Source organism: Aeromonas sp. QDB34 (assembly GCF_027705405.1).
Classification (GTDB): domain Bacteria; phylum Pseudomonadota; class Gammaproteobacteria; order Enterobacterales; family Aeromonadaceae; genus Aeromonas; species Aeromonas hydrophila.
This window is the reverse complement of the sequence record NZ_JAPDBT010000002.1, coordinates 12,549-38,840: the sequence shown is the minus strand read 5'-3', so window position 1 is coordinate 38,840 and position 26,292 is coordinate 12,549. Positions and strand designations below refer to the sequence as shown.

Annotated in this window: 24 protein-coding genes; 12 read left to right on the top strand and 12 right to left on the bottom strand. The window is 61.8% G+C overall.

From position 1 onward, the window contains the following. Positions 1 to 69 precede the first annotated feature (69 nt). The gene (locus OKC29_RS04005) at positions 70 to 1,860 is read right to left on the bottom strand and encodes an AMP-dependent synthetase/ligase (protein WP_073348874.1); all 1,791 of its coding nucleotides are present in this window, start codon (positions 1,858 to 1,860) and stop codon (positions 70 to 72) included. Positions 1,861 to 2,046: 186 nt separating this feature from the next. Here OKC29_RS04005 and OKC29_RS04000 point away from each other — a divergent pair, with 186 nt between their 5' ends. Continuing rightward, a complete protein-coding gene (locus tag OKC29_RS04000; protein WP_073348875.1) occupies positions 2,047 to 2,592 on the top strand; it encodes a thioredoxin family protein in 546 nt (181 codons plus the stop codon). 37 nt (positions 2,593 to 2,629) lie between these two features. Here the strand turns inward: OKC29_RS04000 and rimI are convergent, their stop codons facing one another. Then, positions 2,630 to 3,079: a ribosomal protein S18-alanine N-acetyltransferase gene (gene rimI, locus OKC29_RS03995; protein ID WP_073348876.1), complete on the bottom strand. Its 450-nt coding sequence runs from the start codon at positions 3,077 to 3,079 to the stop codon at positions 2,630 to 2,632. Between the two features lie 50 nt (positions 3,080 to 3,129). Beyond that, positions 3,130 to 3,609: a DNA polymerase III subunit psi gene (locus OKC29_RS03990; protein WP_073348877.1), complete on the bottom strand. Its 480-nt coding sequence runs from the start codon at positions 3,607 to 3,609 to the stop codon at positions 3,130 to 3,132. A gap of 238 nt (positions 3,610 to 3,847) precedes the next feature. Between OKC29_RS03990 and OKC29_RS03985 the strand changes: the two genes are divergently transcribed. Both OKC29_RS03985 and viaA read left to right on the top strand, forming a co-directional pair. After that, positions 3,848 to 5,455 (top strand): ATPase RavA domain-containing protein, encoded by a 1,608-nt coding sequence (locus tag OKC29_RS03985; RefSeq protein ID WP_029301990.1) that lies wholly within the window; start codon positions 3,848 to 3,850, stop codon positions 5,453 to 5,455. A gap of 52 nt (positions 5,456 to 5,507) precedes the next feature. Further along, positions 5,508 to 6,962 carry an ATPase RavA stimulator ViaA gene (gene viaA / locus OKC29_RS03980; protein WP_073348879.1) on the top strand — a complete coding sequence of 485 codons (1,455 nt, stop codon included), beginning with the start codon at positions 5,508 to 5,510 and terminating at the stop codon, positions 6,960 to 6,962. 9 nt (positions 6,963 to 6,971) lie between these two features. Here viaA and OKC29_RS03975 read toward each other — a convergent pair whose 3' ends face one another. Further along, positions 6,972 to 7,976 (bottom strand): sensor domain-containing diguanylate cyclase, encoded by a 1,005-nt coding sequence (locus tag OKC29_RS03975; protein WP_073348880.1) that lies wholly within the window; start codon positions 7,974 to 7,976, stop codon positions 6,972 to 6,974. Between the two features lie 223 nt (positions 7,977 to 8,199). Here OKC29_RS03975 and OKC29_RS03970 point away from each other — a divergent pair, with 223 nt between their 5' ends. The 3 genes from OKC29_RS03970 (at position 8,200) to OKC29_RS03960 (ending at position 12,414) form a co-directional block, all read left to right on the top strand. Next, positions 8,200 to 10,062 (top strand): GGDEF domain-containing protein, encoded by a 1,863-nt coding sequence (locus OKC29_RS03970; RefSeq protein WP_073348881.1) that lies wholly within the window; start codon positions 8,200 to 8,202, stop codon positions 10,060 to 10,062. 254 nt (positions 10,063 to 10,316) lie between these two features. Then, complete coding sequence (gene prfC, locus OKC29_RS03965; protein WP_085946238.1) at positions 10,317 to 11,906, top strand: peptide chain release factor 3; 1,590 nt, start codon at positions 10,317 to 10,319, stop codon at positions 11,904 to 11,906. A gap of 169 nt (positions 11,907 to 12,075) precedes the next feature. After that, positions 12,076 to 12,414 carry a nuclear transport factor 2 family protein gene (locus OKC29_RS03960; protein ID WP_024944538.1) on the top strand — a complete coding sequence of 113 codons (339 nt, stop codon included), beginning with the start codon at positions 12,076 to 12,078 and terminating at the stop codon, positions 12,412 to 12,414. Positions 12,415 to 12,480: 66 nt separating this feature from the next. On the opposite strand, the gene OKC29_RS03955 is transcribed toward OKC29_RS03960, so the two are convergent. Further along, positions 12,481 to 12,975 (bottom strand): MarR family winged helix-turn-helix transcriptional regulator, encoded by a 495-nt coding sequence (locus OKC29_RS03955; protein WP_073348882.1) that lies wholly within the window; start codon positions 12,973 to 12,975, stop codon positions 12,481 to 12,483. Between the two features lie 62 nt (positions 12,976 to 13,037). Between OKC29_RS03955 and OKC29_RS03950 the strand changes: the two genes are divergently transcribed. Continuing rightward, positions 13,038 to 13,496, top strand: a complete 459-nt coding sequence (locus OKC29_RS03950; protein WP_073348883.1) for a carboxymuconolactone decarboxylase family protein — start codon at positions 13,038 to 13,040, stop codon at positions 13,494 to 13,496. Between the two features lie 59 nt (positions 13,497 to 13,555). Here OKC29_RS03950 and OKC29_RS03945 read toward each other — a convergent pair whose 3' ends face one another. Then, on the bottom strand, positions 13,556 to 14,494 hold the full coding sequence (locus OKC29_RS03945) for a bifunctional helix-turn-helix transcriptional regulator/GNAT family N-acetyltransferase (RefSeq protein ID WP_029301998.1): 939 nt from the start codon (positions 14,492 to 14,494) through the stop codon (positions 13,556 to 13,558). Positions 14,495 to 14,699: 205 nt separating this feature from the next. Beyond that, entirely contained in the window at positions 14,700 to 15,737 is a 1,038-nt protein-coding gene (locus OKC29_RS03940; RefSeq protein ID WP_162275608.1) for an alkene reductase, read from the bottom strand. A 188-nt stretch (positions 15,738 to 15,925) separates the two neighbouring features. Between OKC29_RS03940 and OKC29_RS03935 the strand changes: the two genes are divergently transcribed. Next, complete coding sequence (locus OKC29_RS03935; protein WP_045790635.1) at positions 15,926 to 16,492, top strand: TetR/AcrR family transcriptional regulator; 567 nt, start codon at positions 15,926 to 15,928, stop codon at positions 16,490 to 16,492. Between the two features lie 131 nt (positions 16,493 to 16,623). Here OKC29_RS03935 and OKC29_RS03930 read toward each other — a convergent pair whose 3' ends face one another. Both OKC29_RS03930 and OKC29_RS03925 read right to left on the bottom strand, forming a co-directional pair. Continuing rightward, positions 16,624 to 16,959 (bottom strand): endonuclease domain-containing protein, encoded by a 336-nt coding sequence (locus OKC29_RS03930; RefSeq protein ID WP_073348885.1) that lies wholly within the window; start codon positions 16,957 to 16,959, stop codon positions 16,624 to 16,626. 487 nt (positions 16,960 to 17,446) lie between these two features. Then, a complete protein-coding gene (locus OKC29_RS03925; RefSeq protein WP_162275812.1) occupies positions 17,447 to 18,400 on the bottom strand; it encodes a LysR family transcriptional regulator in 954 nt (317 codons plus the stop codon). 153 nt (positions 18,401 to 18,553) lie between these two features. Between OKC29_RS03925 and aguA the strand changes: the two genes are divergently transcribed. Beyond that, the gene (aguA, locus tag OKC29_RS03920; RefSeq protein ID WP_073348887.1) at positions 18,554 to 19,651 is read left to right on the top strand and encodes an agmatine deiminase; all 1,098 of its coding nucleotides are present in this window, start codon (positions 18,554 to 18,556) and stop codon (positions 19,649 to 19,651) included. A 126-nt stretch (positions 19,652 to 19,777) separates the two neighbouring features. Then, positions 19,778 to 21,481 carry an amidase gene (locus OKC29_RS03915; RefSeq protein WP_073348888.1) on the top strand — a complete coding sequence of 568 codons (1,704 nt, stop codon included), beginning with the start codon at positions 19,778 to 19,780 and terminating at the stop codon, positions 21,479 to 21,481. Positions 21,482 to 21,607: 126 nt separating this feature from the next. Here OKC29_RS03915 and OKC29_RS03910 read toward each other — a convergent pair whose 3' ends face one another. Continuing rightward, complete coding sequence (locus tag OKC29_RS03910) at positions 21,608 to 22,255, bottom strand: hypothetical protein (protein WP_196780185.1); 648 nt, start codon at positions 22,253 to 22,255, stop codon at positions 21,608 to 21,610. After that, complete coding sequence (gene dgt, locus OKC29_RS03905) at positions 22,249 to 22,809, bottom strand: dGTP triphosphohydrolase (RefSeq protein WP_196780186.1); 561 nt, start codon at positions 22,807 to 22,809, stop codon at positions 22,249 to 22,251. Before dgt ends, OKC29_RS03910 begins: the two co-directional genes overlap by 7 nt. Positions 22,810 to 23,394: 585 nt before the next feature. On the opposite strand from dgt, the gene cphA reads away from it, so the two are divergent. Both cphA and OKC29_RS03895 read left to right on the top strand, forming a co-directional pair. Continuing rightward, positions 23,395 to 24,159, top strand: coding sequence for a CphA family subclass B2 metallo-beta-lactamase (cphA, locus tag OKC29_RS03900; RefSeq protein WP_083557430.1), 765 nt, complete (start codon positions 23,395 to 23,397; stop codon positions 24,157 to 24,159). 163 nt (positions 24,160 to 24,322) lie between these two features. After that, on the top strand, positions 24,323 to 25,615 hold the full coding sequence (locus OKC29_RS03895) for a lipopolysaccharide biosynthesis protein (protein WP_073348890.1): 1,293 nt from the start codon (positions 24,323 to 24,325) through the stop codon (positions 25,613 to 25,615). A 51-nt stretch (positions 25,616 to 25,666) separates the two neighbouring features. Here the strand turns inward: OKC29_RS03895 and OKC29_RS03890 are convergent, their stop codons facing one another. Continuing rightward, on the bottom strand, positions 25,667 to 26,284 hold the full coding sequence (locus OKC29_RS03890) for a uracil-DNA glycosylase (RefSeq protein WP_073348891.1): 618 nt from the start codon (positions 26,282 to 26,284) through the stop codon (positions 25,667 to 25,669). Positions 26,285 to 26,292: the final 8 nt, after the last annotated feature.

The window sequence follows — 26,292 nt, the reverse complement described above, 5'->3', positions numbered from 1 at the left end:
AGCAAAAAGCCGCTCTTGAAGCGGCTTTTTTATTTCCCTTAACCCGAGCGGTCTCAGACGTGGTTGTACTCAGACATGGTTATACATGGCCTCGATCTCGCTCTGGTACTTGGACTCGATGATCTTGCGGCGCAGCTTCATGGTGGGGGTCAGCTCCCCCAGCTCCATGGAGAAGGCGCTCGGCAGCAGGGTGAACTTCTTTACCTGCTCGAACTTGGCCAGCTCTTTTTGCAGATCCTGGATGCGTGCCTCGAAGAACTCCACCACCTTGGAGTGGCGCAGCAGCTCGGTCTTGCACTGGTACTGCAGGTTGATGGAGCGGGCGTACTCTTCCAGCGACTCGAAGCAGGGCACGATCAGCGCCGACACGAAGTGGCGGGCATCGGCGACGATGGCGATCTGCTCGATGAAGCGATCCTTGCCGATGGTGCCTTCCACCAGTTGCGGGGCCACGTACTTGCCGTTGGAGGTCTTCATCAGCTCCTTGAGGCGCTCGGTGAAGTAGATGTTGCCTTCGCTGTCGAGTTCGCCGGCATCGCCGGTACGCAGGAAACCATCCTCGGTCATCACCTCGGCGGTCGCTTCCGGCTTGTTGTAGTAGCCGCGCATCACAGTGGGGGAGCGCACCAGCAGTTCGTTGTTCTCACCCAGTTTTACCTCGATGCCGCAGAGCGCCGTGCCGATGGAACCCAGCTTGAACTGGCTGTCTTCGTAGCAGCAGACGGTGGCGGTGGTCTCGGTCATGCCGTAGCCGTACTTGAGGTTGAGCCCCATGGCCTGGAAGAAGAAGTTCACCTCGTCGGCGAGGCGGGCGCCGGCCACTGGCAGGAAACGGGTGCGGCCGCCGAAGCGGGCGCGCAGCTTGCGAAACACCAGTCGCTCGGCGAGCCAGAGCTGACCGTAGAGCAGCGGCGAGGCGGTCTTGCCCGCCTGGCGGGTGGCGACCATCTGCTTGCCCACTTTGGTGGCCCAGCCGAACAGGGCCTGACGCAGACGCGGCGCCTGGGCCACTTTGGCCTGGATCATGGCGTAGGCCTTTTCGTAGAGGCGCGGCACGGCGCACATCACGGTCGGCTGCACCTCGCCGATGACATCCATCACCTTCTGCGGATCGCGGATGTAGACGTTCTCGGCGCCGCAGTAGAGCACGTAGTAGCTCCAGGCCCGCTCGAACACGTGGCTGAGCGGCAGCATGCAGAGCGACACATCCTGCTCGTTCAGATCGAGGCGGCTGTTGTGCATCTCGAAGCAGGCGGCGATGTTGGCGAAATCGAGCATCACCCCCTTGGGTTCACCCGTGGTGCCGGAGGTGTAGATCAGGGTCAGCAGGTCATCCATCCGGTACTGGCTCTCGCGCTCGCGCAGTACCTGTTCGCTGGGCTGGTGATTGCCGGAGACCAGAAACGTCTGGAAGTGGCTTGCCTGCGGGCAGCCGCGCAGGTTGACGCTGCCGTCAAGGGCGACCAGCTGGCGGATCTCGCCGCTTTCAATCAGTTGCAGCGCCTGGTCGAACTGAGGCTGTTCGCCGACGAACAACACCTTGATGCCGGCATCTTTTACGATGTAGCGCAGCTGATCCAGGGTGCTGGTGGGGTAGATGGGGACGCTGACGCCACGGGCGGCCAGGATGCCGAGATCTGCCTGGGTCCACTCCGGCATGTTGCGGGCATAGATGCCGACCATCTCGGTGGGCTGGTGGCCGGCGCGGATCAGCGCCTGGGCACAGTAGTCCATGGCCTGTCCCAGAGTACGCCAGCCGATGGCACGCCACTGGCCATCCTGTTGTACGCGCAGGGCGGCCTTGTTGCCAAGCCGGGCGATACGCTCCCGCATCAGTCGAACCAGGTGGTGTTTCGGCATCAGTCAGACATCCTCAAGTAACAGTTGTACGCCCTAAGGGGCACTGAAAAATCGCGCTGGAGTTTAAACTCTAAGATTACAGCTTACAAGTGTTCGCCATTTGTCTTGGATCACAAAGTCGTCAATTAGGGTGAGCTTGAGGCATGATGGGGGCTGACATGCGGAGCCATTCAGGGAGGGTGAACAATGAGTGTCGGCATCAAGGGGGTGGTGACCGGGGTATTGCTGTTATTGGCGGGGGCCGGCGGCCTCTGGTTTACGCTGGGAGGCTCGGGGAGCGAGGAGGGCAACCCCTGGCTGAGCGGCGCCGAGGGCTACGAGCAGGCGCAGCAGCTGGCCCTGCAAAAGGGTTATCCGCTGCTCTACGTGATCGAGCGTGCCAAATGCCGGCGCTGCAAACTGCTGGAGACCACCCTGTGGCAGTCAGAGGAGATGGCGCCGGTGCTGGCCCGGCTGGTGAAGGTGCGCCTCAACCCGGATGCGGGGGATGGCAGCGAGCACATACTGCGCCGCTTCCCGCAGGTGGCGACGCCGCCCGGCATCTATGTGCAGCAACCGGGCGAGCCGCTCAAGCCCATCAAGATAGTGGTGGATATCCAGCAGATCTGGATGCCCGGGGTGACCTGGCAGCGTGGCTTCTTCATGCCGCTCTCCGCCGCCGGGTTCGAGGCGGTGCTGCACACCACTCAGAGCCTGCAGGATCCGGCCCTCGACAACGCGCCGTTGCTGTAGTGCTGCAGATGTAGTGCCGCAGATGTAGCGCGGCAACTTAGCCGAAGTCGAACAGGCGGGACATCAGCACGGCATCTTCTCGATCCTGGCCGGTGCCGTAGTAGTCGGCGCGCCGGCAGTACTCGGCAAACCCTTCGCTCTCGTAGAGGCTGATGGCGGTGCTGTTGCCGGCCCGCACCTCGAGAAACCAGGCCTCGGCCTTGTTGGCCTTGCTGCGGGCGAGGTACTCTCTGAGCAGTGCCCGCCCCAGCCCCTTGCCCTGAAAGTCGGGGTGCACGCAGATGTTCATCAGCGAGCTGTCACCCGCTACCAGATCCGAGATGTAGAAACCGGCCGGCTGGCCGTCGACCAGCAGCAGGCCGTTGAGGTAGCGGGGCCCGAAGCAGGAGAGCAGGTTGGCCTGGCTCCAGGGCTCCTTGTGGGCAGCCTGTTCGATGGGGTAGATGAGCTCGAAGTCGGTCTCGAGCAGGGGACGAAATTGCACCATGGTGGCTCCGGGTCGGGGCGGCTGAACGAAGAGAGGGTGGGGCCCGGCGCTCAGCCGAGGCGCCCCTTGAGCTGCTGCCACAGCGCCCGTTTCTGGGCCGGGCTGGGCGCGAGCGGACAGATCAGAGCCTCTGGCCAGGCGGGATCGGCCGCCTCCAGCCAGAGCAGGGGCGGGGTGTGGCCGACGGGCAGGCTGCTCAGCAGGCTGACCTCGTCGCTGCCGATGCCGAGCAGCTGGCAGAGATCCACCAGCAGGCCGGGGGCGGGCAGCCGGCTCGCCAGGATCCAGAGCTTGCCGCTTGGCGGCTCGCTTGGCACGGCCGAGGCTGGGGCAGCCTCCTGCTCGCTTGCCGGGCTCTCATTGGCCGGCGCGGGCGCAAGCTGATGGCCCGCCAGCAGGGCTGGCCGGCGCAGTTGCCAGCTCGGGATGCCCATCCGGGCCAGCAGGTGTTGCCGCAGGCGACCGGATGCCTGGTCAGGTTGCGCGGGGGCGGGCTCCCGCGCCGTGGTCAGCTGCACTGGATCTTGCATGGACGATGACTCAGTCTTGATCTGCATTGATGAAAAAAGCTCTGCGCAGGGTACACTCGAACGCGTTTTGCTGCATCTTTTGCGGTATGTTTTAGCCAGGTGAGGCGGCCCGGCGCTCGGCAACCGGCCGGAGCGAGCCACAGGCGGCCTCCCGACAATCCAACAAGCAGGACAGGGAACCTTCGATCGCGTCGCGGGTGTGCCGGTTCCAGACAACCCCAGTATCGGAAGTGTGCCTATGCCACCTTTAGCATCACAGAATCTTCGTCTCGCCCCCATTCACGAGCGCCTGCCACGCCTGCTGTCGGCCCTCGGCGAGGGGCTCTACGAGCGCCAGGATGCCCTGCGGCTCGGCCTGCTGGCGGCGCTGTGCGGCGAGAGCGTGTTTCTGCTGGGCCCGCCCGGCATCGCCAAGAGCCTGATCGCGCGGCGTCTCAAGCTGGCCTTCTTCGATGCCCGTCACTTTGAATACCTGATGACCCGCTTCAGCACGCCGGAGGAGGTGTTCGGCCCCCTCTCCATTCAGGCGCTGAAGGAGGATGGCAAGTATCTGCGGCTCACTGCCGGCTACCTGCCGGAGGCCGAGGTGGTGTTCCTCGACGAGATCTGGAAGGCAGGCCCCGCCATCCTCAACACCCTGCTCACTGCCATCAACGAGCGGCAGTTTCGCAACGGCGACAGCCAGCACCCCATCCCCATGCGGCTGCTGGTGACCGCCTCCAACGAGCTGCCGGCCCCCGACAGCGGGCTGGAGGCACTCTACGACCGCATGCTGGTGCGGATCTGGATGGACCGGGTGCAGGAGAAGGCCAACTTCCAGGCCATGCTGGCCAGCGACGGCCAATCCCACCAGAATCTGCCGCCCTCGGTGCAGATCCACGGTGAGGAGTACCTGGAGTGGCAGGAGCAGATCGATCGGATCCGGTTGCCGGACGACTGCTTCGAGCTCATCTATCAGCTGCGTCAGCAGCTCGACAGCCAGCTGGCTCACAGCTGCTACGTGTCGGATCGGCGTTGGAAGAAGGCCGTCAGGCTCATCAAGGCGAGCGCCTTTTTCAACGGTCGCGACGAGGTGGCCCCGCTCGATCTGCTGCTGTTCAAGGATTGCCTCTGGCATGACGAGGCCTCGCGCACCGCTCTGCTGGAGATGATGACCGAGTTCTCCCGCCTCTACGGCTATCAGCAACTGGCCATGACCCGTCAGCTGATGGGGCTGCGGGAGCAGTTCAAGCAGCTCAAACAGAGCGTGGCTCAGCGCCTGTGCTGCAAGGCCAGAAAGCGCCAGCAGTGGTTCGGGCGCCGCGCCCGCGGCATCCAGATCCCGCTGGCCAACGCCCGCCCGTTCGGCAAGCTGGCGCACTTCCACCTGCTCACCCCGGCGGCGCTGGATGGCGACGATCCGGAGCGGCTGGTGGAGACGCTGGTATTCGACCGCACCCTGCTCTCCCACTGGCATCCCACCGGCGAGGCGCTGGTGGGTTGGCCGCTCGGCAACCCCAAGGAGGGCCACTACGAGCTGGTGCTGGACGACGAACTGCGCCTGCACGTGCTGGACTTGCAGCGCCAGCAGATCCCCCTGGTGCTGGTGGAGCGCAACCCCATCCCCGAGGTGGTGATCGCCCCCTGGCAGGCCGCCCTGACCGGTCTGCTGGCAGAGGCCGGCGTGCTGGCGCAGGAGCTCAAGCGCCAGCGCAACCTGTTCGAACGTCATCAGCAGCACCTCTTCATCGGTCGCCACTGGCTGCAGCAGGTGGAGGACAGCTTCTTCGTGCTGAACCGGGATCTGGACCAGCTGCGCGCCGACCTCAGCCACTGGCACGACCGGCTGCCGCAGCTGGACGCCTGAACCATGGCGAGCGCGAAAGGGACTGTGGTGAGCCTGGTCGGCGGAGGTCGCCATGCTTGAGATCGGCATGATGGATCTGGGGCTGCTCATCGGTGAAGGGGAGCTGGCGGGCGAGATGGCGCTGCTGCTGGCCTCCACCCCCAAGATCTCCGAGTTCATCAAGCGTTCCCCGTTGCAGGGCAAATTGTTGCAAAAGCGCATCCGCCGCTGGAGCGAACAGCTGGGGGAGGAGATGCGCCACAAGCCGGTACCGGTGGCGCTGGAGCAGGAGTATCGCCTCTATCAGGCCCACAAGGGGTTGCCGCTGGCCGAGCTGATGGGGCGCCTGTCGGCCCTGCTGGACGGGCTGGAGCAGTACAGTCCCTTCGCCGGCGAGGCGCGCAGCCTGGTGCGCCAGCTGATGGCCCATCCCACCGACAGCCAGCGCCAGCTGCTGATCGAGAAGTGGCGCACCAGCCTGGTGGGCAGCCTGCTGCAGCTGCAGCAGCAGATCGCCGAGGCGGAGCGGGAGAAGCAGCGCCAGGAGATAGAAGATCAGCTGCTGGCGAGCCGTACCCTGGCCGATGCGCTCGATCCCAACCAGATCTCCGCCGGCGGGCTGTGGGATCTGGCACAGGGCAGCTGGCACAAGCGCAGCCTGGTGCTGGTCAAGCAGTACGCCCGCATGCTGCAGCGCGAGCCGTTGCTGGCGGAGATCGCCAACCTGCTGGGGCGCAGCCAGCAGGACAACCGGGCCAACGATTCGCCGGTGCCGCCGGTGCAGGTGCACGAGCTGGAGGAGGTGCAGACCGACGACGTGCCGGACGATCTGGTGGGCATTCATCCGGCCAGCGATCTGATGCGGCTGTTGCCGAGCGAGGCGGTGATGCTGGCGCTGCCGGAGCTGGAGCTGGAGTTCTACCGCCGCTATCTGGAGCGGCGCCTGCTCAGCTACCAGTCGCGTGGCACCCTGCCGCGCCAGCGCATCATGCTGCGCACCCCGGAACTCGGCGGGCGGCAGTTGCAGCAGCGGGGGCCCTTCATCGTCTGCATCGATACTTCTGGCTCCATGGGGGGATACCCGGAGGAGTGTGCCAAGGCTCTGTTTCTGGCGCTGCTCAAGGTGGCGATGGACGAGAAGCGGGGCTGCTACCTGATGCTCTTCTCCACCGAGGTGGCGACCCTGGAGATCACCGCCGACACCGGGCTCGACAAGGCGGAGCGCTTCCTCTCCATGAGTTTTCACGGCGGTACCGATCTGGTGCCCTGCCTCGAGAAGGCCTTGATCAAGCTGGATGACCCCGCCTTTGCCAAGGCGGACGTGCTGGTGGTCTCCGACTTCATCGCCCAGAGCCTGCCCCACAGCCTGCTGGAGCGGATGAACCGCCAGCGCAAGCAGCAGACCCGCTTTCACGCGGTGGCCATGTCCCGCCACGCCAAACCGGCGCTGCTGCGGGTGTTCGACAACAGCTGGCTGCTCGATTGCGGCCTGCGCGGGCGTCTGCTGCGGCGCTGGCAGCGCAGCTGAGCCTGGCCGTCAGCAGCGAGGCTGGTGGCCGAGTCCCCGTTCGTTGACCTGCTCCTGATCCAGCAGCGGCTGGCCGCTCGGCTGGGAGACGTAAAAACCCTGCTTGCCGCTGCGCTTGACCCGATACATGGCCTGGTCGGCCCGGGCCAGCGCCGTACTGAAATCATCCTGCGGCCGGATCGCCGCAATCCCCATGCTCAATCCCACCGAGGCGTCGCCGTTGGGCAGCTCGAACGGGGTGGAGATGGTGTTGATGCACTGGCGGGCCAGGTGGCTGGTGCGGGGATCGTCGCTGGTCCAGGGCAGCAGCAGCACGAATTCGTCGCCGCCGAGCCGGCCTATCTTCACCCCCTCCTCGCAGCAGTCGCGCAGCCGGCGGGTGAGGGCGATCAGCAGCTCGTCGCCGGCGCGATGGCCCAGGTTGTCGTTGACCTGCTTGAAGTCGTCTAGATCGATGAAGCAGATCGCCTGGTACTCCTGCGGGAACTGGCGCTGCAGCGCGGTGCGGTTGAGCAGGCCGGTGAGGGGATCCCGGTGGGCGAGCTGGGCCAGCTGCTGCTCGTACTCCTTCTCGTGGGTGATGTCGATGTGGGTGCCCATCACCCGGATGGGATTGCCCTGTGCGTCCCGCTCCACCACCCGGCCCCGGTCCAGCACCCAGGTGGTCTTGCCGTCCTTGGCGATCATCCGGTGCATCACCTGATAAAACGGGCTCTTGCCGCTCAGGTGATCGAAGAAGGCCTGCAGCACCCGCTCCCTGTCTTCCGGGTGCAGGTGCTCGCGCCAGACGTCGAAGTGGGCCGACAGCTCCTTGGGCTGGTAGCCGAGCATGGCGCCCCAGCGACGGTTGAAGATGATGAGCTTGCCGGTGGGCACATGGTTCTGCCAGATGCACAGACCGGTGCCGTCCATGGCGGCTTCCAGTTTCTCCCGCGCATCGTCGGCGACCCGCTTGAGCCGTTCGTTCTCCTGCAGCAGCTTGTCGTAGGCCGCCTGCAGCTCCTGGTATGTCATCAACCCGCGCTTCCCTGTAGTGGATGGCGCTTATAGTCGATGCTGATTTTCCATCTGTAAAGAGGCACGAGGGGTCAGTGTGAGAGCCCGCCAGATCTGGCTGATTTTCTCTCTTTCTCCCTGGTGGCTGTGTGCTTGAACAAGGCAGGATATGATGGTCATAGTGAACACACCTGCCTAGCTGCACCACCAGAGGGGAAACCGAACCGGCATGAAACGCATCATGACCCTGATCCTGCTGACGGGATTGTGCACGCCCCTCGCCTGGGCGGCCCGGGCGCCGCTGACGGAACCCCAGCTCTCCCGCGAACTGCAGCTGCTGGAAGAGGGCTTCCAGCCCGACCGCATATTCCGGCTGCGCATCGCCGCGCTGGTGGCGAGCAAGGATGAGTATCCCCTCGACGTGCAGGGGCGCATCGTGCGCCTGCAGTGCTGGGCCATGCCCGCCGAGTGGGACAGCGAGTATCGCGCCGTGGTGGCCTTTGCCGATCAAGAGCTGGCCATCGCCCGGGCCCGCAAGGACAGGATCACCGAGACTGGCCTGCTCACCTGTCGCGGCTTTCACCAGCAGCTGCTCGGCAACATGGACCAGGCCAAGGCCGACTATCAGCAGGCGCTGGTGCTGGCCCGCCGGCTCGGCGATCGGCTGCAGGAGGCCGACATCCTCAGCTTTCGCGGCGACATGTACGCCTATCAGGGGGAGCTGGCGGAGGGGCTGATGGAGCTTATCGAGGCGCACAAGCGCTTCGAGTCGCTGGGGCAGGATGGCAAGGCGCGGGAGGTGCTGGCCCAGATCGCCAACGCCTACCGGCGGATGGGGCTCTACGAGCGGGCCGAGGGCTATTTCAAGGAGCTGGAGCACGACTATGGCACCCTGGGGGATCAGGAGCGGCTGGTGGACATCCGCTCCCAGCAGGGGCTGCTCTATGCCGAGATGGGGGAGTATGAGCGGGCCCTGCCGTTGATGATCCAGGCCGAGCAGCTCTACCGCTCCCAGCAGAAGGAGGGGCTGCTGGCCTGGATCCAGATCGAGATCGCTACCATCCTGCTCAACCAGAACAAGGTGACCGAAGCGGTGAGCAAGCTGCAGCAGGCGGATGCCATCCTGCGCAGTGGCGAGAGCTCCGACAGCGTGACCCTGGGCCACTGGCAACTGGTGATGGGGATGGCGGAAGCGGCGCAGAGCAACCCGACCAAGGCGCTCTACTACCTGGCCCAGGCCGAGCCCATCTTCGTCAAGGAGAAGAACCAGCGCTTCTTGGCGCGGGTCTACGAGGTGCGGGCCCGGATCCTGGAGCAGCAGGGCCAGATCAACGGGGCGCTGGCCAGCCTCAAAAAGTACGTCGAGACCAAGCACTCTCTGGAGCGGGTGCTCAGGGAGCAGCGTTCGTTGCAGATGCGCTTCGAGTTCGATCTGGCCCGCAAGGAGCTGGAGAACCAGGCCCTCAAGACCAAGCAGCTGCTGCAGGAGGCCAAGCTCAAGCAGCTGCAGGAGCGGCGCCACTGGCAATATGCGGTGGTCATTCTGTTGCTGCTGGTGATGGGCATGCTGGCGCTGCATCAGTTCAACCGTTCCCGCAAGATGCGCCGGCTCGCCATGACCGACGACCTGACCGGGCTGCACAACCGCCGCCAGATCCAGGCCAAGGGGCAGGCCTGGTTCAAGCAGGCGCGAGAGCATGGCCGGGCCTTGTCGGTGCTGCAGCTCGACATCGATCACTTCAAGCAGGTCAACGACACTCTGGGCCACCACATGGGGGACAAGGTGCTGGCCGAGGTAGCCAGCTGTGTCGCCGCCCAGCTGCGCTCCCTCGATCGGGTGGGGCGCAACGGTGGCGAGGAGTTTCTGGTGCTGCTGCCCGACACCAGCCTCGACGAGGCGGTCGAGGTGGCGGAGCGGATCCGTCATCGGGTCGCGCAGCTGCGCATCGACGGGATGCCGGAGGGGCTGCCGGTGCACGTTAGCATCGGCTGTGCCCAGTACAGCCCCCTCGACGAGAGCTTCGGCGATCTGGTGCAGCGGGCCGACGAGGCCATGTACCGGGCCAAGCAGGCGGGCCGCAACCAGGTGATGCGGGCCGAGTAGGGGGTGCAGGCTCCCCTGCTCGTCTGCAAAGCCGGGCTGGGTATTTTTCACTCGCGCGGGTATAATGTCGCGCAATTTTGCTTTGGCTCAGGTGAGAAGACCCATGTAACGCAACCCTCTTCCTCTCTCCACCGGTTGGTCTGATGCCTGCTTGGTGTGGCTCGTTGCGTATCCATGCCGGACCGTGAGTCAATGCGGCACTCCGGAATTATCCCACGGTGGCTTAAGGCCGCCGCCCAATAGAAGAACGTTGAATTATGTCAGCTGAATTTCTGAGTGAAGTCTCCAAGAGACGCACTTTTGCGATCATCTCGCACCCGGATGCGGGTAAAACCACCATCACCGAAAAAGTCCTGCTGTTCGGACAGGCCATTCAGCGCGCCGGTACCGTCAAGGGCCGTGGCTCAGGCCAGCACGCCAAATCCGACTGGATGGAGATGGAGAAGCAGCGTGGTATCTCCATCACTACCTCGGTGATGCAGTTCCCCTATGCCGATTGTCTGGTCAACCTGCTCGACACCCCGGGTCACGAGGACTTCTCCGAAGATACCTACCGTACCCTGACCGCGGTCGACTGCTGCCTGATGGTCATCGATGCCGCCAAGGGTGTTGAAGACCGGACCCGCAAGCTGATGGAAGTGACCCGGCTGCGTGACACCCCCATCCTCACCTTCATGAACAAGCTGGACCGCGAAGTGCGCGATCCGATGGAGGTCATGGACGAGGTGGAGCGCGAGCTCAACATCATGTGCGCCCCCATTACCTGGCCCATCGGCTGTGGCAAATCCTTCAAGGGGGTCTACCACCTCTACAAGGACGAGACCTATCTCTATCAGAGCGGTCAGGGCCACACCATCCAGGAGAAGCGGGTGGTCAAGGGGTTGAACAACCCCGAGCTGGATGCCGCCATCGGCGAAGATCTGGCGGCCCAATTGCGCGGCGAGCTGGAGCTGGTGCAGGGCGCCTCTCCCGAGTTCGATCACGATGCCTTCATCGCCGGCGAGATGACCCCGGTCTTCTTCGGTACCGCACTGGGTAACTTCGGTGTCGACCACATGCTGGACGGCCTGACCGACTGGGCACCGTCGCCCATGCCGCGCAAGGCCGAGAGCCGTGAAGTGGCCGCCACCGAGGAGAAGTTCTCCGGCTTCGTGTTCAAGATCCAGGCGAACATGGATCCGAAACACCGCGACCGCATCGCCTTTATGCGCATCGTGTCAGGCACCTACTCCAAGGGCATGAAGATGCGCCACGTGCGCATCGGCAAGGACGTGAACATCTCCGACGCCGTGACCTTCATGGCCGGTGACCGTGAGCAGGCGGAAGACGCCTTCGCCGGCGACATCATAGGTCTGCACAACCACGGTACCATCCAGATCGGCGACACATTCACCCAGGGTGAAGATCTCAAGTTCACCGGTATCCCGAACTTTGCGCCGGAACTGTTCCGCCGCATCCGCCTGCGCGACCCGCTCAAGCAGAAACAGCTGCTCAAGGGGCTGGTGCAGCTCTCCGAAGAGGGCGCGGTGCAGGTGTTCCGTCCGCTCATCAGCAACGATCTGATCGTGGGTGCGGTCGGTGTGCTGCAGTTCGACGTGGTGGTATCGCGCCTCAAGAGCGAATACAACGTCGAAGCGCTGTACGAGGCGGTCAACGTCTCCACCGCCCGCTGGGTGGAAGGGACCGACGTCAAGAAGTTCGAAGAGTTCAAGCGCAAGAACGAGGTCAACCTGGCCCTCGATGGCGGTGACAACCTCACCTACATCGCACCGACCATGGTCAACCTGCGTCTGGCCCAGGAGCGTCACCCTGACGTCCAGTTCCGCCAGACCCGCGAGCACTGATAAGTGCTTGCCCGCTAGGCAGACAAGATAAAAAAAGACCCCGCCCAGGCGGGGTCTTTTTTTGCATGGCGATCAAGGCGCAGATGGGGGCTGAGCTGCCATCACCCGTCGACAAGGGGGGGCAATGCCCCCTATAAAGGAGGCTGTTACATGATTCAGGGAGTGATGCATGTCGGTCGAACTGCCCGTCGAGGCACAATTTCAAGCTTACAACGCCCACGATCTCGAGGCCTTCCTGGCCTGCTTCTGCGAGGCGTTCAAGGGATACCGGATGCCGACGGAGAGCCCGAGCACAGTGGGCAAGGGGGCGCTCAGAGCCTTCTATGCCGAGCACAGATTCAATAACCCGCTGCTCAGGGCCGAGCTGCTGTCGAGAACCGTCATCGGCAACAAGGTGTTTGATCACGAGTTGATCTATGGCCTCTCCCCCGAGCCGCTGGAGAGCATGGCCGTCTTCGAAGTGGAAGCGGGCCTGATCAAGACGGCCTGGTTCTACTTCCCCACCTGAAAAGCGCCCAGCGCCCCTGTCTGCCTTGGCCTGACTGCAAACCCCGCCCGCTAACACCGGTTGGCGTCAGGCCTCGCCCTCCATGCCGCTGGCGAGGTTCGCCAGCCAGCGTTTGACGAGCAGCAACTCCTCCTCGGCCAGCGGGGCGGCCAGCTCCTGCTCCAGCCGGGCGACTCTGGCCTTGGCCTCGGCCAGCAGCGCGGCGCCCGCCGGGCTCAGACTGAGCTGCTGGATGCGGCCATGCTGAAGGTGAGGGGTGCGGGCCAACAGGCCGCTGCGCTCTAGGCTGGTCACCATGGGGCTCACCGTCTGGGGAGTGAGCAGGGTGAGGCGGGCGAGCTCGGCGTTGGAGCTGCCGGGGTAGGCATCCAGCATGGTGAGCAGGGCAAATTGGGGCGCCGTGATGGGCAGGTCCGCCAGCGCCTGCTCCATGCGCAGGCGCTGGGCAGCCGCGGCCTGGCGCAGCAGATAGCCGAGGTGGCCCGCTTCGCCGCGCTTGCCCTCGCCGGGGGCGGGCAGGGGGATGGGCAGCTCTGTACTCAAGGGGGGCTTGTTTATCATGTCAGGGTGCTGATATGTTGTTCGTGCCCTAATATTAAATCATGCCCAAGGAGAACACCAGAATGAGCACCCGCATCGATTACCCCGACTTTCGCCAGCTGCTGCCGGCGGCTCACGACGCCCTGATCGCCGCCGGCAAGGCGGTGGACGAAGCCGGCCTCGACAAGAGCCTGAGCGAGCTGGTGAAGCTGTGCGCCTCCCAGCTCAACGGCTGCAGCTTCTGCCTGCAATATCACCTGAACATCGCCCGTCGCAGCGGGGTGGGGCAGGCCAAGCTGGATCAGCTGGCGGCCTGGCGCGATGCCACCGTGTTCAGCGCCCAGGAGCGGGCGGCCCTGGCCTGGACCGAGAGTCTGACCCGGCTGCCGCCGGACGGTGTGCCCGACGCACTCTATGACGAGCTGCGCGAGCACTTCAGCGAGGCCCAGATAGTGCAGCTGTCGGTGACGGTGGCCACCATCAACAGCTGGAACCGGCTCGGGGTGGCACTGCGTTTCGTGCCGCCCGCCGCCCAGCTCTGAGCGGCAGCCAAACAAAAGGGCGGCATCGGTGCCGCCCTTTTTCATCCTGAGCTGATCGCTCAGGCCGGTCGCTGGCCATCGTCGGCGCCAAGCGTCAGCACCATGCAGATCTCGCAGGCATCGTGGCCGGTGCAGCCAAGCGGGCCCGGCAGGTGTTCGAAGCCCAGGGATTCGTAGAGCGCGGTGGCCTCGCGCAGCACGGCGGTGGTCTCCAGGTAGCAGCGCTGATAACCGAGCGCGCGCGCCTCGTCCAGCGCCTGCAGCACCAGCCGGCGTCCCAGCCCCAGCCCGCGCAGGGAGGGCATGAAGTACATCTTCTGCAGCTCGCAGACTTGCCCCTCTTCCCCCGCCAGCGGCGCTATGCCGCCCCCGCCGAGAATGGTGCCGTCCGGCCCCTCTATCACCCAGTAGCGGCTCTGCGCGCCCTGATAGGTCTCATGCAGCCGATCCAGATTGGGGTCGGCCACCCCGTAGCCCTTGTCGGCGGTGAGCCCGTATTCGGCGGAGACGGCACGGATCACGGCGGCGATATGGGGGTTGTCGGCGGCTGTGATGGGACGGATGCGGTAACCCTGCTGGCGACGGGCGCGGGAGAGGGCGCTGCGATAGAGGCGCAGACCGGTCCACAGCTGCTCACGCTCGGCAAGGGTGAGCTGGGCCAGGGTCTCTTCCATGGCGCTGTCCATCTCCTGATGCAGATCCAGCAGCTGGGCCTGGCCGGCGATGGTGAGGCGCGCCTCCTTGCTGCGACCATCGGACGGATGGGGGTGCCAGCTGATGAGCTCGCGCTCGGCCAGACGGGCCAGCGGGCGGCTGGCGTTGGACTTGTCGATGCGCAGCCGCTCGGCCAGTTGCTGGTTGGTGGCGGGGCCGCTCTCCAGCTCGATCAGCAGATGGGCTTCGAGCGGGCTGAGCGCCAGTTCACCGCACTGCTGGGAGAGCATGCCGAGTTCGCGTACCAGATCGCGCGACAGGGCGCGCAGGGGGCGGGGATCCATATCAGGGCTTCCTATTTGGTTGTCATCAACAACCAATATAGCCAACTAGTTGTTACTAGCAACTTTTTTATTGCGCTGGTGAGGGTCGTGAAATCGGCGGACATGATGAGCGGACACAAAAAAGGGCCCGGGAGGGGGCCCAAACATTGGAAACCCGCGCGAGGGCGCGGATCCCATCCTTGGCCAGGCAAGGTGCCGGCGAGCGTTAGACCAGCTCGGCCAGCATGGTGTCGGCATAGGGAACCAGGGCATCGCCCTGTTTCACTTTGGCGAGGTAGTCCGGGTTGGCGATGAGCGGGCGACCGATGGCGACGAGGTCGAAGCGGTCGGCCTTGATGGCCTCGGCTGCGGTCTCGGCGCTGTAGTTGCCCACCCCCACCAGATGACCCTCGTAGCGGGCGCGCAGGTAGTCGGAGGCGCGGCCGTCCAGGTAGTCGAAGGTGAGGCTGTCATCGAAGATGCCCAGATGCACATAGGCCAGGTTGCGCTGGTTCAGCTCGGCCAGCAGGTGGTCGAACACGGCGCGATCCCGCGCATCCCCTTCGAGGTGCACATAGGCACCGGGGGAGAGGCGCAGGCCCACCCGATCCGCGCCGATGCGGGCATTGATGGCATCCACTACCTCCAGCGCGAAGCGGCTCATATTTTCCGGGCTGCCACCGTAGTTGTCGGTGCGCAGGTTGCTGGCGTGGTGCAGGAACTGATCGATGAGGTAGCCGTTGGCACCGTGGATCTCCACCCCGTCAAAGCCCGCTTCGATGGCGTTGGCGGCGGCCTGGGCGTAATCCTCGACCAGCTGGGCGATTTCGCTCTCGGTCAGGGCGCGCGGCACCTGATAGACCAGTTCGCGCATGCGGGGCACAGTGCCCTCGTGGGCAACGGCAGAGGGGGCCAACACTTCGGCGTGGTGGAAGAAGGGGTGGGAGAGACGACCCACGTGCCACAGCTGGGCGAAGATCTTGCCGCCGTTGGCATGCACGGCGCCGGTCACTTTCTTCCAGCCGGCGATCTGCTCGGCGCTGTAGAGCCCCGGGGTATTGGGGTAGCCCTGACCGTCCGGCCGGATAATGGTGGCTTCGGAGATGATGAGGCCGATGTCGGCGCGGCGCGCGTAATAGGCGGCCATCTGCTCGGTGGGCACCAGGCCCGGACCTGCCATGCAGCGGGTGAGGGGAGCCATCATGAAACGGTTGGCGAGGGTGAGGGTATCGTTGAGGCGATAGGGCTGAAACAGGGTATTCATGATCGTCTGTCCTGAGGGAGTGATTCTTGAACGTGCATTCAAGACGTTTTTTGTTTTGTGTGCAAGTCTTTTTTGAACGAGCATTCAACATGGGTTGGTGTTGCGGTCCCGCTGGGGTAAACTTGCCGCCCTCTTATTTCCCCTCGCCGGCCCCTGGTCGGTGAATCCGCTTTTTCAACGGAGAAACCATGCGCAGCGCCGAGTTCAACCGGGACGACGTCTTGCGAAATGCCATGGAGGCATTTCGGGCCAAGGGTTACGCCAAGACCACCATGCAGGAGCTGGTGGCGGCGACCGGGTTGCATCCGGGCAGCCTCTACGCGGCGTTTGGCAACAAGCGCGGCCTGCTGCTGGCGGCGGTCGATCACTATGTGCAGGAGAAGAGCGCCCTGCGGCGCAGCTTCTTCGCCGCCGCGAGCCCGCTGGCGGGGGTGCAGGCCTACCTCGAGCAGGTGGTGAACGATGCCCTCTGCGGCACCTGTCTGGTGACCCGCACCCTGATGGAGCTGGCGGAGCAGGACGAAGAGCTGCACCTGAAGCTCAAGGCCATCTATGGCGAGCTGGATGCGGATCTGGCGGCGGTATTGAGCCTGGCCCTCGAGCGCGGCGAGCTGGCGGCCGGGCGCGACATCCCGACCCTGACCGCCTTTTTGCTCATCAACATTCAGGGCCTGGTCACCTTCGCCCAGTGCCGCCCCGATCCCACCCTGCTGGGCGGCGTGGTCACCCAGCTGATGACGGCCCTGAGGGCGTAATGCGCCGCCCAGAAACAACCATGGCTCCCGCGGGAGCCATGGTTGTTTCTGGGGATGCCACACGCCGCCGGGTTGTTTGCTCCCTTCTCCCCTCGCGGGAGAAGGGTTGGGGATGAGGGGGAGGGCTCTGCTCAGCGCAATGAGAGCCAAATATGGGCCAGTACGACATCCATCCGACTCAACACATCGTTATTCCACACCCTGATCACCCGAAAGCCCTGCTGATTGAGGTAGGCCGTTCTTGCGCCATCATATTGCCGCCCTGCCGGTTCGTTGTGCTGTGACCCGTCTACCTCGATGATCAGCCTCTGCTCAAGAGAGATGAAATCGACAATGTAGGGCCCGATGGGCATCTGGCGACGGAATTTCACCCCTGCCAGACGGCGGTCGCGCAATTGCAGCCACAGCTTCTGTTCGGCAAGGGTGGCTTCTCGCCTCATTCGCTTGGCAAACGGATGGGTTCTCATGGTGCCTATCCAGAGCTATTCGACCCTATTAGATATAGCCATTCTCTCGTCTGGTGACTGAGTGGGTTGCGTCCCCTCACCCTGGCCCTCTCCCAGAGGGAGAGGGGACAGATCGAGTGACAGTTGTCATTTTGTTGGTCATCTCGGGGCCATCGTGGTGTGGTGTGACATTGAACTGATGAACTGATGAACTGATGAACTGATGAACTGATGAACTGATGAACTGATGAACTGATGAACTGATGAACTGATGAACTGATGAACTGATGAACTGATGAACTGATGAACTGATGAACTGATGAACTGATGAACTGATGAACTGATGAACTGATGAACTGATGAATCGATGGGTCGATGTGCTGGTGGGATGGATGTATTTCGCCCCGGCAGACAGGCTGCCAGCCATGTTGCCAGTGGCACAGATCAGCTCCCTTCTCCCCTTGCGGGAGAAGGGTTGGGGATGAGGGGGAGGTCACACGCCGTCGGGTTATTCAGGATTCACCAGCTCTTTCATCAGATTCTTGAGCCACACCAGGGCCGGTTGCTGCGCATGCACCGGATGCCAGACGCAGTTGAGGTGATAATCCGGCACATCTTCGGGCAGCGGCAGGCTTTTCAGCGGCCAGTGGCTGGCGAGCAGCTCGGCCACCATGCTGGGCAGCACCAGCAGGTGATCGCTCTGGCTGACGATGGCGGCGGCGGACATATAGCTCTGGCTGTTGACCGAGATGGTGCGACTGAACCCCAGCGTCTTCAGATAGCGATCCAGGCTCGCCTCCGAGGTGCCAAGGGGCGAGTGGAACACGTGGGGCATCTCGATCAGCTGCGCCAAGCTGATGCGCTCGGCCAGCAGCGCCGGGTCATCCTCACTCTCTGCGATCGCTGGAGCGGCCATCGGCAGATCGGCGCGCACCAGTCCGGCCAGCGGCTCGGTGAGCCAGGTCTCCTTGCCGAGATACCCCGGCACCTGCATGTACTCGTCAAAGCCCAGCACCAGATCTATCTCGCCGCTCGCCAGCTCGGCTTCGGGCAGGGTGTCGCGCAGGATGCGGATCTCGATGGTGATTCCGGGCGCCAGCCGTTTGAGGCGCTGGATAAGCGGCGGGATCAGCACGCACTCCACGTAATCCGTGGTGCAGAGCACGAAGCGGCGCTTTGACTGGCTCGGTTCGAACACCTCCTCGTCGCTGAGCTGCTGCTCCAGCAGTCGCAGCGCCTGCTGTACCCCCAGATGCAGCCGCTGGGCGCGCGGGGTCGGCAGCATCCCCTGCGGGGTGCGCACCAGCAGCGGATCGCCAAAGAAGGTGCGCAGACGATTGAGCGCATGGCTCATGGCGGGCTGGCTGATAAAGAGGGTTTCGGCGGCGCGGGTGACGCTGCCCTGCGCCATCAGGGCGTCAAAGGCGAGCAGCAGGTTGAGGTCGAGCTGGTGCAGTTTCATCAAGATTATTTGCCAGGCTTATGGGACAATCCATCCTATTCATTTGATGGATGTGAGCGCAACTTCTTACACTGCGACCACTGTTATTTTTCCAGGATCTCCGCGCCGCGTTTTCACGCCTGCGGGGTCTCAATCCATGCAAGGAGCCTTGCGATGAGCATCAAGACCATGAACACCACGCCGGCCGCTGACGGCTTCACCATGCCCGCCGAGTGGGCACATCAGCAGGCCGTCTGGATGATCTGGCCGTTTCGCCCGGACAACTGGCGTGAGGCCGGTCGCTTCGCGCAAGCCACCTTCGCCAAGGTGGCGGATGCCATTGGGCAAGCCACCCCGGTCTTTATGGGGGTGCCGGCTCAGTTTATGGAGCAGGCTCGCGCCATCATGCCTGCCCACGTCACCCTGGTCGAGATGAACAGCGATGACTGCTGGGCCCGCGACAGCGGCCCCACCATCGTCACCAACGCGGCCGGCGAGTGCCGTGGGGTGGATTGGGGCTTCAACGCCTGGGGCGGTCACAAGGGCGGTCTCTACTACCCCTGGGATCAAGACGAGCAAGTGGCGGCCCAGATGCTGGCACAGCACGGCATGGCCCGTTACGATGCGCCGCTGATCTTGGAAGGGGGCTCCATCCACGTCGACGGCGAAGGCACCTGCCTGACCACCGCCGAGTGCCTGCTCAACGAAAACCGCAACCCGCACCTGAGCAAAGCGCAGATCGAAGCGCACCTGCGCGATTATCTGGGAGTCACCAGTTTCATCTGGCTGGACGAAGGCGTCTACATGGACGAGACCGACGGCCACATCGACAACATGTGCTGCTTCGTGCGTCCGGGTGAAGTGGCCCTGCACTGGACCGACGACCAGAACGATCCCCAGTACGCCCGCTCCCTGGCCGCCCTCAAGGTGCTGGAAGCGGCGGTCGACGCCAAGGGTCGCAAGCTGAAAGTGTGGAAGCTGCCCCAGCCGGGCCCGCTCTACTGCACCCAGGAAGAGTCTGCCGGTGTCGAGAGCGGTACCGGTGTGCCGCGCGAGGCAGAAGGGCGTCTGGCCGGTTCCTACGTGAACTTCCTCATCACCAACGATCGCATCGTCTACCCGCTGCTGGATGCCGCCACCGACGGCGAAGCCCAGCGCATTCTGGAAGAGATCTTCCCTGAGCACACCGTGGTCGGCGTACCGGCCCGCGAGATCCTGCTGGGCGGTGGCAATATCCACTGCATCACTCAGCAAATCCCTTCAGGTCAGTAAGCTGGTCGAAGAGTGTAGACATTCAAAACCCCACGCCGTGGGGTTTTATCTCTTGATGGTGTGATGAGCGCCGCCGCTGATGCGGCGATCATCATGACAAACCGTCACCCTTTACAGGAGATCCCCATGATCGAAGTGACCGAGGTTTCCATTGCCGAGTTGCGTGCCGCGCTCGAAGCAGGCCGCACCACAGCGCTCGAACTGGTCAAGGCCTATCTGGCCCGGATCGAGGCTTACAACGGCCCCGAAACCGACACCAAACTCAACGCCCTGGTGGTGCCCAATCCCGATGCGCTGAAAGAGGCGCAAGCGTCCGATGCGCGCCGCGCCCGTGGCGAAACTCTGGGGCCGCTCGACGGCATCCCCTACACCGCCAAAGACAGCTATCTGGTCAAGGGGCTGACTGCCGCCTCCGGCAGCCCGGCCTTCAAGGATCTGGTGGCCCAGCGCGATGCCTTTACCGTTGAGCGCCTGCGCGCCGCCGGTGCCATCTGCCTTGGTAAAACCAATATGCCGCCGATGGCCAATGGCGGCATGCAGCGCGGCGTCTATGGCCGTGCCGAGAGCCCCTACAACGCCGACTACCTGACTGCGCCTTTTGCCTCCGGCTCCTCCAACGGCGCCGGTACTGCCACCGCCGCCAGCTTCTCCGCCTTTGGTCTGGCGGAAGAGACCTGGTCGAGCGGCCGGGGTCCTGCCTCCAACAACGGCCTGTGCGCCTACACCCCGTCCCGTGGCGTCATCTCGGTGCGCGGCAACTGGCCGCTGACTCCGACCATGGACGTGGTGGTGCCCTATGCCCGCACCATGGCCGATCTCTTGGAAGTGCTGGATGTGGTCGTGGCCGACGATGCCGATACCCGTGGCGATCTGTGGCGCTTGCAGCCCTGGGTCAAGATCCCCAAGGCCTCCGAGGTGCGTCCGGCTTCCTATCTGGATCTGGCTGCCAAGCCCGATGCCTTCAAGGGCAAGCGCCTCGGCGTGCCGCGCATGTTTATCAACAAGGATGAACTGGCCGGCACCAGCGAAAACCCCGGCATTGGCGGCCCGACTGGTCAGCGTATCCATACCCGCGAGGCCGTGATTGCGCTGTGGGAACAGGCCCGTCAGGCGCTGGAAGCCGCGGGCGCCGAAGTTATCGAAGTGGACTTCCCGCTGGTCTCCAATTGCGAAGGGGACAGACCCGGCGCGCCGACCGTGTTCAATCGCGGCATCGTGAGCCCGGAGTTTCTCAACGACGAGCTGTGGGAGCTCTCCGGCTGGGCGTTCGACGACTTCCTGCGCGCCAACGGCGATCCCAAACTCAACAAGCTGGCCGATGTCGATGGGCCGAAGATCTTCCCCCACGATCCGGGCACCTTGCCGAACCGCGAGGGCGATCTGGCGGCGGGCATGGACGAGTACGTCAATATGGCCAAGCGCGGCCTCAAGCGTTTTGACGAGATTGCTTCGGTGCCGGATGGCCTGCGCGGTCTTGAAAAGACCCGCAAGCTGGACTTGGAGGACTGGATGGACGGGCTCAAGCTCGACGCCGTGCTGTTCCCGACCGTCGCTGACGTCGCCCCGGCTGATGCGGATGTGAATCCGGCCTCCGCCGATATCGCCTGGAGCAACGGCATCTGGGTTGCCAACGGCAACCTCGCCATTCGCCACCTCGGCGTGCCGACCGTCACCGTCCCCATGGGCGTGATGGCCGATATCGGTATGCCGGTGGGCCTGACCTTCGCCGGTCGCGCCTATGACGACAACAAGCTGCTGCGCTTTGCCTCGGCCTTCGAGTCCACCGGTAGCAAGCGCAGGGTGCCGCCACGCACGCCACCGTTGGTTTGATTGCTGTTGTGAGTTAAATCTCTCGGAGTCATTCTGAGAGAATAAAAAAACCACCCGTTATGCGGGTGGTTTTTATTTTTATAATGACAAGTAATTATTTAAGCTGTGTAATACAGAACCTTTCAATTAAAACAGTTTTTCTGTACTGCCTTTACCAAAAAATCTCTCATATTCTTGTGCTGCAAAGCTATCCATCATTCCTGAAATATGATCTACCACCAATCTTTTTTGATCATCTTTTATAGATCTGAGCTCGGGGGGAAGCAACATATTGTTTTTATTAAATTCATTGTCAGTGTATACCTGAAAAAGCCCTTTAATAATTTTTTCCCCATGCTTTTCATAAATAATAATATCTTTCTTTCTTAATATCGCCTTGAATAATAACTTTTTAAGGCCGCCAGCAAGATCTGCATGCGCTTGATAATTCAATTCTCCATTAACAAGGCCAATATCTCGACATAGTGTGTTTACGATAATTGATGTTAGTTCTTTTCTTAATACTATGGAGTATTCTTCTGAGGTGTCCATACGTGAAGACTCAATAGCTGTCTTTTGTGCTTCTTGTGCAATTTCTGACATTTTTGTATATGCAGAACTATAATCTTTGCTGATCTTGAATTCATGTAATATTTCACCTAGACCGATCATCCCAAAGCTCATTGCGTCTTCTAAGTCGTGCGCTGCATAGGCTATTTCATCAGCAAGATCCATTATTTGGGCGTCAATGCTCTTAGTTATATTTAGATTATGTCTTTCCAATTCAGCTAGCATGAACTGATAGTTATCATCATATAGAAATTTTTCTGATTTTGAGATTTACTATTGAAATACTTAGTGACTGCCATCAGGGTTCTGATATTTAAATTCAATCCTGGGTGGGCATGGTGCTTTTTTTCTAATGTTCTAAGAATCCGAAGGGCTTGAGCATTTCCTTCATAACCACCTATATCCTTGGCTAGATCGTTAAGAATGGTTTCTCCATAATGCCCAAATGGAGGGTTCCCTATGTCATGGGCTAATGCAGCTGTTTCACAGACAACAGTATTTTTAAGCCCTAAATCAAAAGCTATAGATCTAGCGATTTGAGCTACTTCTAAACTATGAGTAAGTCTGTTTCTGTTGAATCTATTAGAGTCGATACCTAAAAGCTGCATTTTACCCTGGAGTCTTCTAAAAGAAGATGAATAGAGCACTCTGGCATAGTCTCTCATTAATTCCTGTCTGTTCTCTGAGCGTGAATCTGGATTTGAATACACTCTATATTCAAGCTTTGAGATTAGATTTTCCTGTTCTTGTGCATATTCACATGTTTCATGGTTATACATTGGAGTAGATCCTGATTGGTTATTGCACTGAAGCATATTATTTTAAGTGTTATTAACGGGGTGGATATTATCTTCTTTGGGGGCCGTATGCGACCTCAATTGCCGTAAGTTCGTTGATATCCAAGGTTTTCTGCTGGTTTTGTCATCACCATGTTTGCTTTAAATGGACGATTACGCTGCGCTAATCGACCCTACATGATGGGGATTATTGTTACCTCCCCCTCATCCCCAGCCCTTCTCCCGCAAGGGGGAGAAGGGAGCAAATATGCTCCGCTGATTGTGCGTTGGCTTCGGTGATGCGGGTGAATATGTGTGGCTTGGAATTGGCTCGCACCATCCCCTCTCCCTCGGGAGAGGGTTAGGGTGAGGGGTCGCAATCTGTGTTGCAGGTTCGAATAGCGAAGCGTATTCGGACGTTCGCGAACAGGATGTCGCCTGCTGATTTCTCCGGACTTTTCCCTGACTTCACCCAGACTTCACACAACCTCATTTTCCCTTCACAAATCCCCCGTATTTTCTGCCCACTGATAAATGGGCCCGGCTTGTCACAGGGTGGCGAGGGGCCGGTTGGCGTGAGGGAGCAAGATGATGAAGGGTTGGATAAAGTGCGGGCTGGCCGGGGCCGTGGTGCTGACGGCGAGTTTCTGGGGTGGCAGCGTGCGGGCGGCGGGGATCTCCCTCAAGCAGGTGAGCGGCCCTGTGTATGTGGTGGAGGACAACTACTACGTCAAAGAGAACTCCATGGTCTATTTCGGGACCAAGGGAGTGACTGTGGTGGGGGCGACCTGGACGCCGGATACCGCCCGAGAGCTGCACAAGCTGATCAAACGGGTCAGCCGCAAGCCGGTGCTGGAGGTGATCAACACCAACTACCACACCGACCGGGCGGGCGGTAACGCCTACTGGAAGTCCATCGGTGCCAAGGTGGTGGCGACCCGCCAGACCCGGGATCTGATGAAGAGCGACTGGGTCGAGATCGTCGCCTTTACCCGCAAGGGGCTGCCGGAGTACCCGGACCTGCCGCTGGTGTTGCCCAACGTGGTGCACGATGGCGACTTCACCCTGCAAGAGGGCAAGCTGCGCGCCTTCTACGCGGGCCCGGCCCATACCCCGGACGGCATCTTTGTCTACTTCCCCGATGAGCAGGTGCTCTATGGCAACTGCATCCTCAAGGAGAAGCTGGGCAACCTGAGCTTTGCCGATGTGAAGGCCTATCCACAGACGCTTGAGCGGCTCAAGGCGATGAAGCTGCCGATCAAGACGGTGGTGGGCGGTCACGACTCGCCGCTGCACGGCCCCGAGCTTATCGATCACTACGAGGCGCTGATCAAGGCCGCGCCCCAGTCATAAGCCGGCGCGGCGGCAGCCGAATGACGCGCTGGACGCACTAAAGGAGACGCCCGGCCGGGCGTTTCTGGCAGGGGGACGCCCTTGCCCCCTGTTTCGGGCTGTTCAAGGGCGGCCCCCTTTCATAAGATGGGCCTCTCTTCACGCAGTTAGCGGGCCTTTCGTGATGCACGCAATTCAAGACGAACAACCCGATTCACTTGGCCGCCTCAAGCAGGCTTTCATCACCGGCATGTGGGCGTCCCTTGCCAGTATCATCATCGGCTTCGCCTTCAAGGTGTGGCTGGCGCAGTGGGTGGCCAAAGGAGATCTGGCGCTGTTCAACAGCGTGGTGGATCTGATCTCCCTCTCCTTGATCCTGATGACCGGCTTTCGCTCTTCCATGGTGGTGAGCTACTCCCAGACCAGGAACGATCGGGACATCATCAATATCTTCCGCTACTTCCTCATTGGCATGGTGCTGCTCACCTGGGGGCTGGTGATCCCCTACATCAAGCACGGGCTCCATATCCGGGCCGAATATCTGCAACTGGTGGGGGTCATCTTCGGGCTCGGGCTCAAGGTCTACTTCACCAATCTGGTGGCCATGTACCGGATGTACGGGATCTCCAACCGGGTCACCTGGCTGGAGCCGCTGGCCAACGGTTTGCTGTTTATGGCCTGCTACTTTGGCCTCGGGATGGAAGCGCTTCCTTCGCTCTTCTACGGGCTGACCTTCTCCTCGCTTGGCATCGCCGGCTACATGTATCTGCACCGGCGCCGGGCCATCGCCACCCGGCCGCTGGCCAAGGTCGAGCTTGGCCCCGAGATGCGCAGCTATGTGAAGAAGAGCTTTACCGCGTCCCTCGAGGCGGGGGCCAGCATCCTGATGATCTACATCACGGTACTGCTCACCATTCGCCACTTCAGCCTCGACGAGCTGGGGGATTTTCAGGTGGTGGTGCGCCCTATTTTTACCTACATGACCACCCTGTTCGTCTTCCCCATCTACCGCTTCGTGCTGCCTGAACTGGCAGTCAATCTGCGCAGCGGCGATCATCGCCAGATAAGGCTTATCCGCCGCTGGATCTTTCGCCTCAGTGCCATCGTCAGCCTGGTGTTCTTTCTGGTGATGCTGCTGGCGGGCAAGCCGCTGGTGTCGCTGCTGTTCCCGGCCGATTACCTGGGGGCCGTGCCGGTGCTGCTGCACTTCTCCCTCTTCTTCATCTTCATGATGCTCAACGGTTACCAGCTCGCCTACATCAAGGCCCATGGCCACTTTACCCAGAGTCTGCTGATCCGGGCGGTGGGCATAGTCGCGCTGGTGGTGGCCTACTACCTGGTGGCTCGCTTCACCACCAACGTGGTGGCCATTATCGTGGCGCTGGGTCTCGGCTATCTGGTGATGTTCGTGCTCTCCACCCTGGCCGAGCAGCGCATCCTGCGGGCCCTGCCGCCTGTGTTGGCCAGTAACGGGTAGCCGCCGGCCGGCAAATAAAAAACGCCCGGTCGGGCGTTTTTTATTTGGGGATTAACAGCGCTGGGCTAATGATTTTTGGACATGTTGCCAGTCATTGAGTAGCAAGCTGCGATTTTCCGGCTTTCTGTTCACAAACATGGGGCTTGGGTGGGGGCTGGTAAATATGTTGAGTTGCGGCGCAACGGCTCTGATATGTTTTTCCACTTTCTGCGCTTTTTTGCCGACCAGCACTACGGCTTGAAGGCAAGGCAGTAGTGCAAGCAGTTGGGCCAGTGAATCTATGCCTTGGCGTATGTCCTTTGTGTTGGCTGCCCGGATACGCTGGCCCGAGCCTATATACCAAGGGACGGTATTCCAGAGCAGAATGCGTCGACGGTCTAGATCGATGGCATGTGTCATTTCAAAGATATTCTTGGCTGTTTCATCCGAATTGTTCATGGATATAAAGCCGGAATTCTTTGCCTTGGGGCCAGGTGCTTCCAGTAAAAAAAGTACCTCCGCCTGCACTCCGGCATCCCAGGGGTCAAAGTAGGGAATGGCTGCCTCGGCGCCCATCTTTTCTCGCAGATCCCTGACAAATTGGGTGAGAGCACGTATGTGCGGCTCCTCCAATTGTGCCATCCGCGCCTTTATCGCCGCGTCATCTGCCAACATCTTGGCTATGTCCATCCCATCCC

What these genes read in the sequence shown, in the direction of transcription:
- OKC29_RS04005 (WP_073348874.1), bottom strand. Translation starts at nt 1,860, where the DNA reads ATGCCGAAACACCACCTGGTTCGACTGATGCGGGAGCGTATCGCCCGG.
- OKC29_RS04000 (WP_073348875.1), top strand. Translation starts at nt 2,047, where the DNA reads ATGAGTGTCGGCATCAAGGGGGTGGTGACCGGGGTATTGCTGTTATTG.
- rimI (WP_073348876.1), bottom strand. Translation starts at nt 3,079, where the DNA reads ATGGTGCAATTTCGTCCCCTGCTCGAGACCGACTTCGAGCTCATCTAC.
- OKC29_RS03990 (WP_073348877.1), bottom strand. Translation starts at nt 3,609, where the DNA reads ATGCAAGATCCAGTGCAGCTGACCACGGCGCGGGAGCCCGCCCCCGCG.
- OKC29_RS03985 (WP_029301990.1), top strand. Translation starts at nt 3,848, where the DNA reads ATGCCACCTTTAGCATCACAGAATCTTCGTCTCGCCCCCATTCACGAG.
- viaA (WP_073348879.1), top strand. Translation starts at nt 5,508, where the DNA reads ATGCTTGAGATCGGCATGATGGATCTGGGGCTGCTCATCGGTGAAGGG.
- OKC29_RS03975 (WP_073348880.1), bottom strand. Translation starts at nt 7,976, where the DNA reads ATGACATACCAGGAGCTGCAGGCGGCCTACGACAAGCTGCTGCAGGAG.
- OKC29_RS03970 (WP_073348881.1), top strand. Translation starts at nt 8,200, where the DNA reads ATGACCCTGATCCTGCTGACGGGATTGTGCACGCCCCTCGCCTGGGCG.
- OKC29_RS03960 (WP_024944538.1), top strand. Translation starts at nt 12,076, where the DNA reads ATGTCGGTCGAACTGCCCGTCGAGGCACAATTTCAAGCTTACAACGCC.
- OKC29_RS03955 (WP_073348882.1), bottom strand. Translation starts at nt 12,975, where the DNA reads ATGATAAACAAGCCCCCCTTGAGTACAGAGCTGCCCATCCCCCTGCCC.
- OKC29_RS03950 (WP_073348883.1), top strand. Translation starts at nt 13,038, where the DNA reads ATGAGCACCCGCATCGATTACCCCGACTTTCGCCAGCTGCTGCCGGCG.
- OKC29_RS03945 (WP_029301998.1), bottom strand. Translation starts at nt 14,494, where the DNA reads ATGGATCCCCGCCCCCTGCGCGCCCTGTCGCGCGATCTGGTACGCGAA.
- OKC29_RS03940 (WP_162275608.1), bottom strand. Translation starts at nt 15,737, where the DNA reads ATGAATACCCTGTTTCAGCCCTATCGCCTCAACGATACCCTCACCCTC.
- OKC29_RS03935 (WP_045790635.1), top strand. Translation starts at nt 15,926, where the DNA reads ATGCGCAGCGCCGAGTTCAACCGGGACGACGTCTTGCGAAATGCCATG.
- OKC29_RS03930 (WP_073348885.1), bottom strand. Translation starts at nt 16,959, where the DNA reads ATGAGAACCCATCCGTTTGCCAAGCGAATGAGGCGAGAAGCCACCCTT.
- OKC29_RS03925 (WP_162275812.1), bottom strand. Translation starts at nt 18,400, where the DNA reads ATGAAACTGCACCAGCTCGACCTCAACCTGCTGCTCGCCTTTGACGCC.
- aguA (WP_073348887.1), top strand. Translation starts at nt 18,554, where the DNA reads ATGAGCATCAAGACCATGAACACCACGCCGGCCGCTGACGGCTTCACC.
- OKC29_RS03915 (WP_073348888.1), top strand. Translation starts at nt 19,778, where the DNA reads ATGATCGAAGTGACCGAGGTTTCCATTGCCGAGTTGCGTGCCGCGCTC.
- OKC29_RS03910 (WP_196780185.1), bottom strand. Translation starts at nt 22,255, where the DNA reads ATGCTAGCTGAATTGGAAAGACATAATCTAAATATAACTAAGAGCATT.
- dgt (WP_196780186.1), bottom strand. Translation starts at nt 22,809, where the DNA reads ATGTATAACCATGAAACATGTGAATATGCACAAGAACAGGAAAATCTA.
- cphA (WP_083557430.1), top strand. Translation starts at nt 23,395, where the DNA reads ATGATGAAGGGTTGGATAAAGTGCGGGCTGGCCGGGGCCGTGGTGCTG.
- OKC29_RS03895 (WP_073348890.1), top strand. Translation starts at nt 24,323, where the DNA reads ATGCACGCAATTCAAGACGAACAACCCGATTCACTTGGCCGCCTCAAG.
- OKC29_RS03890 (WP_073348891.1), bottom strand. Translation starts at nt 26,284, where the DNA reads ATGGACATAGCCAAGATGTTGGCAGATGACGCGGCGATAAAGGCGCGG.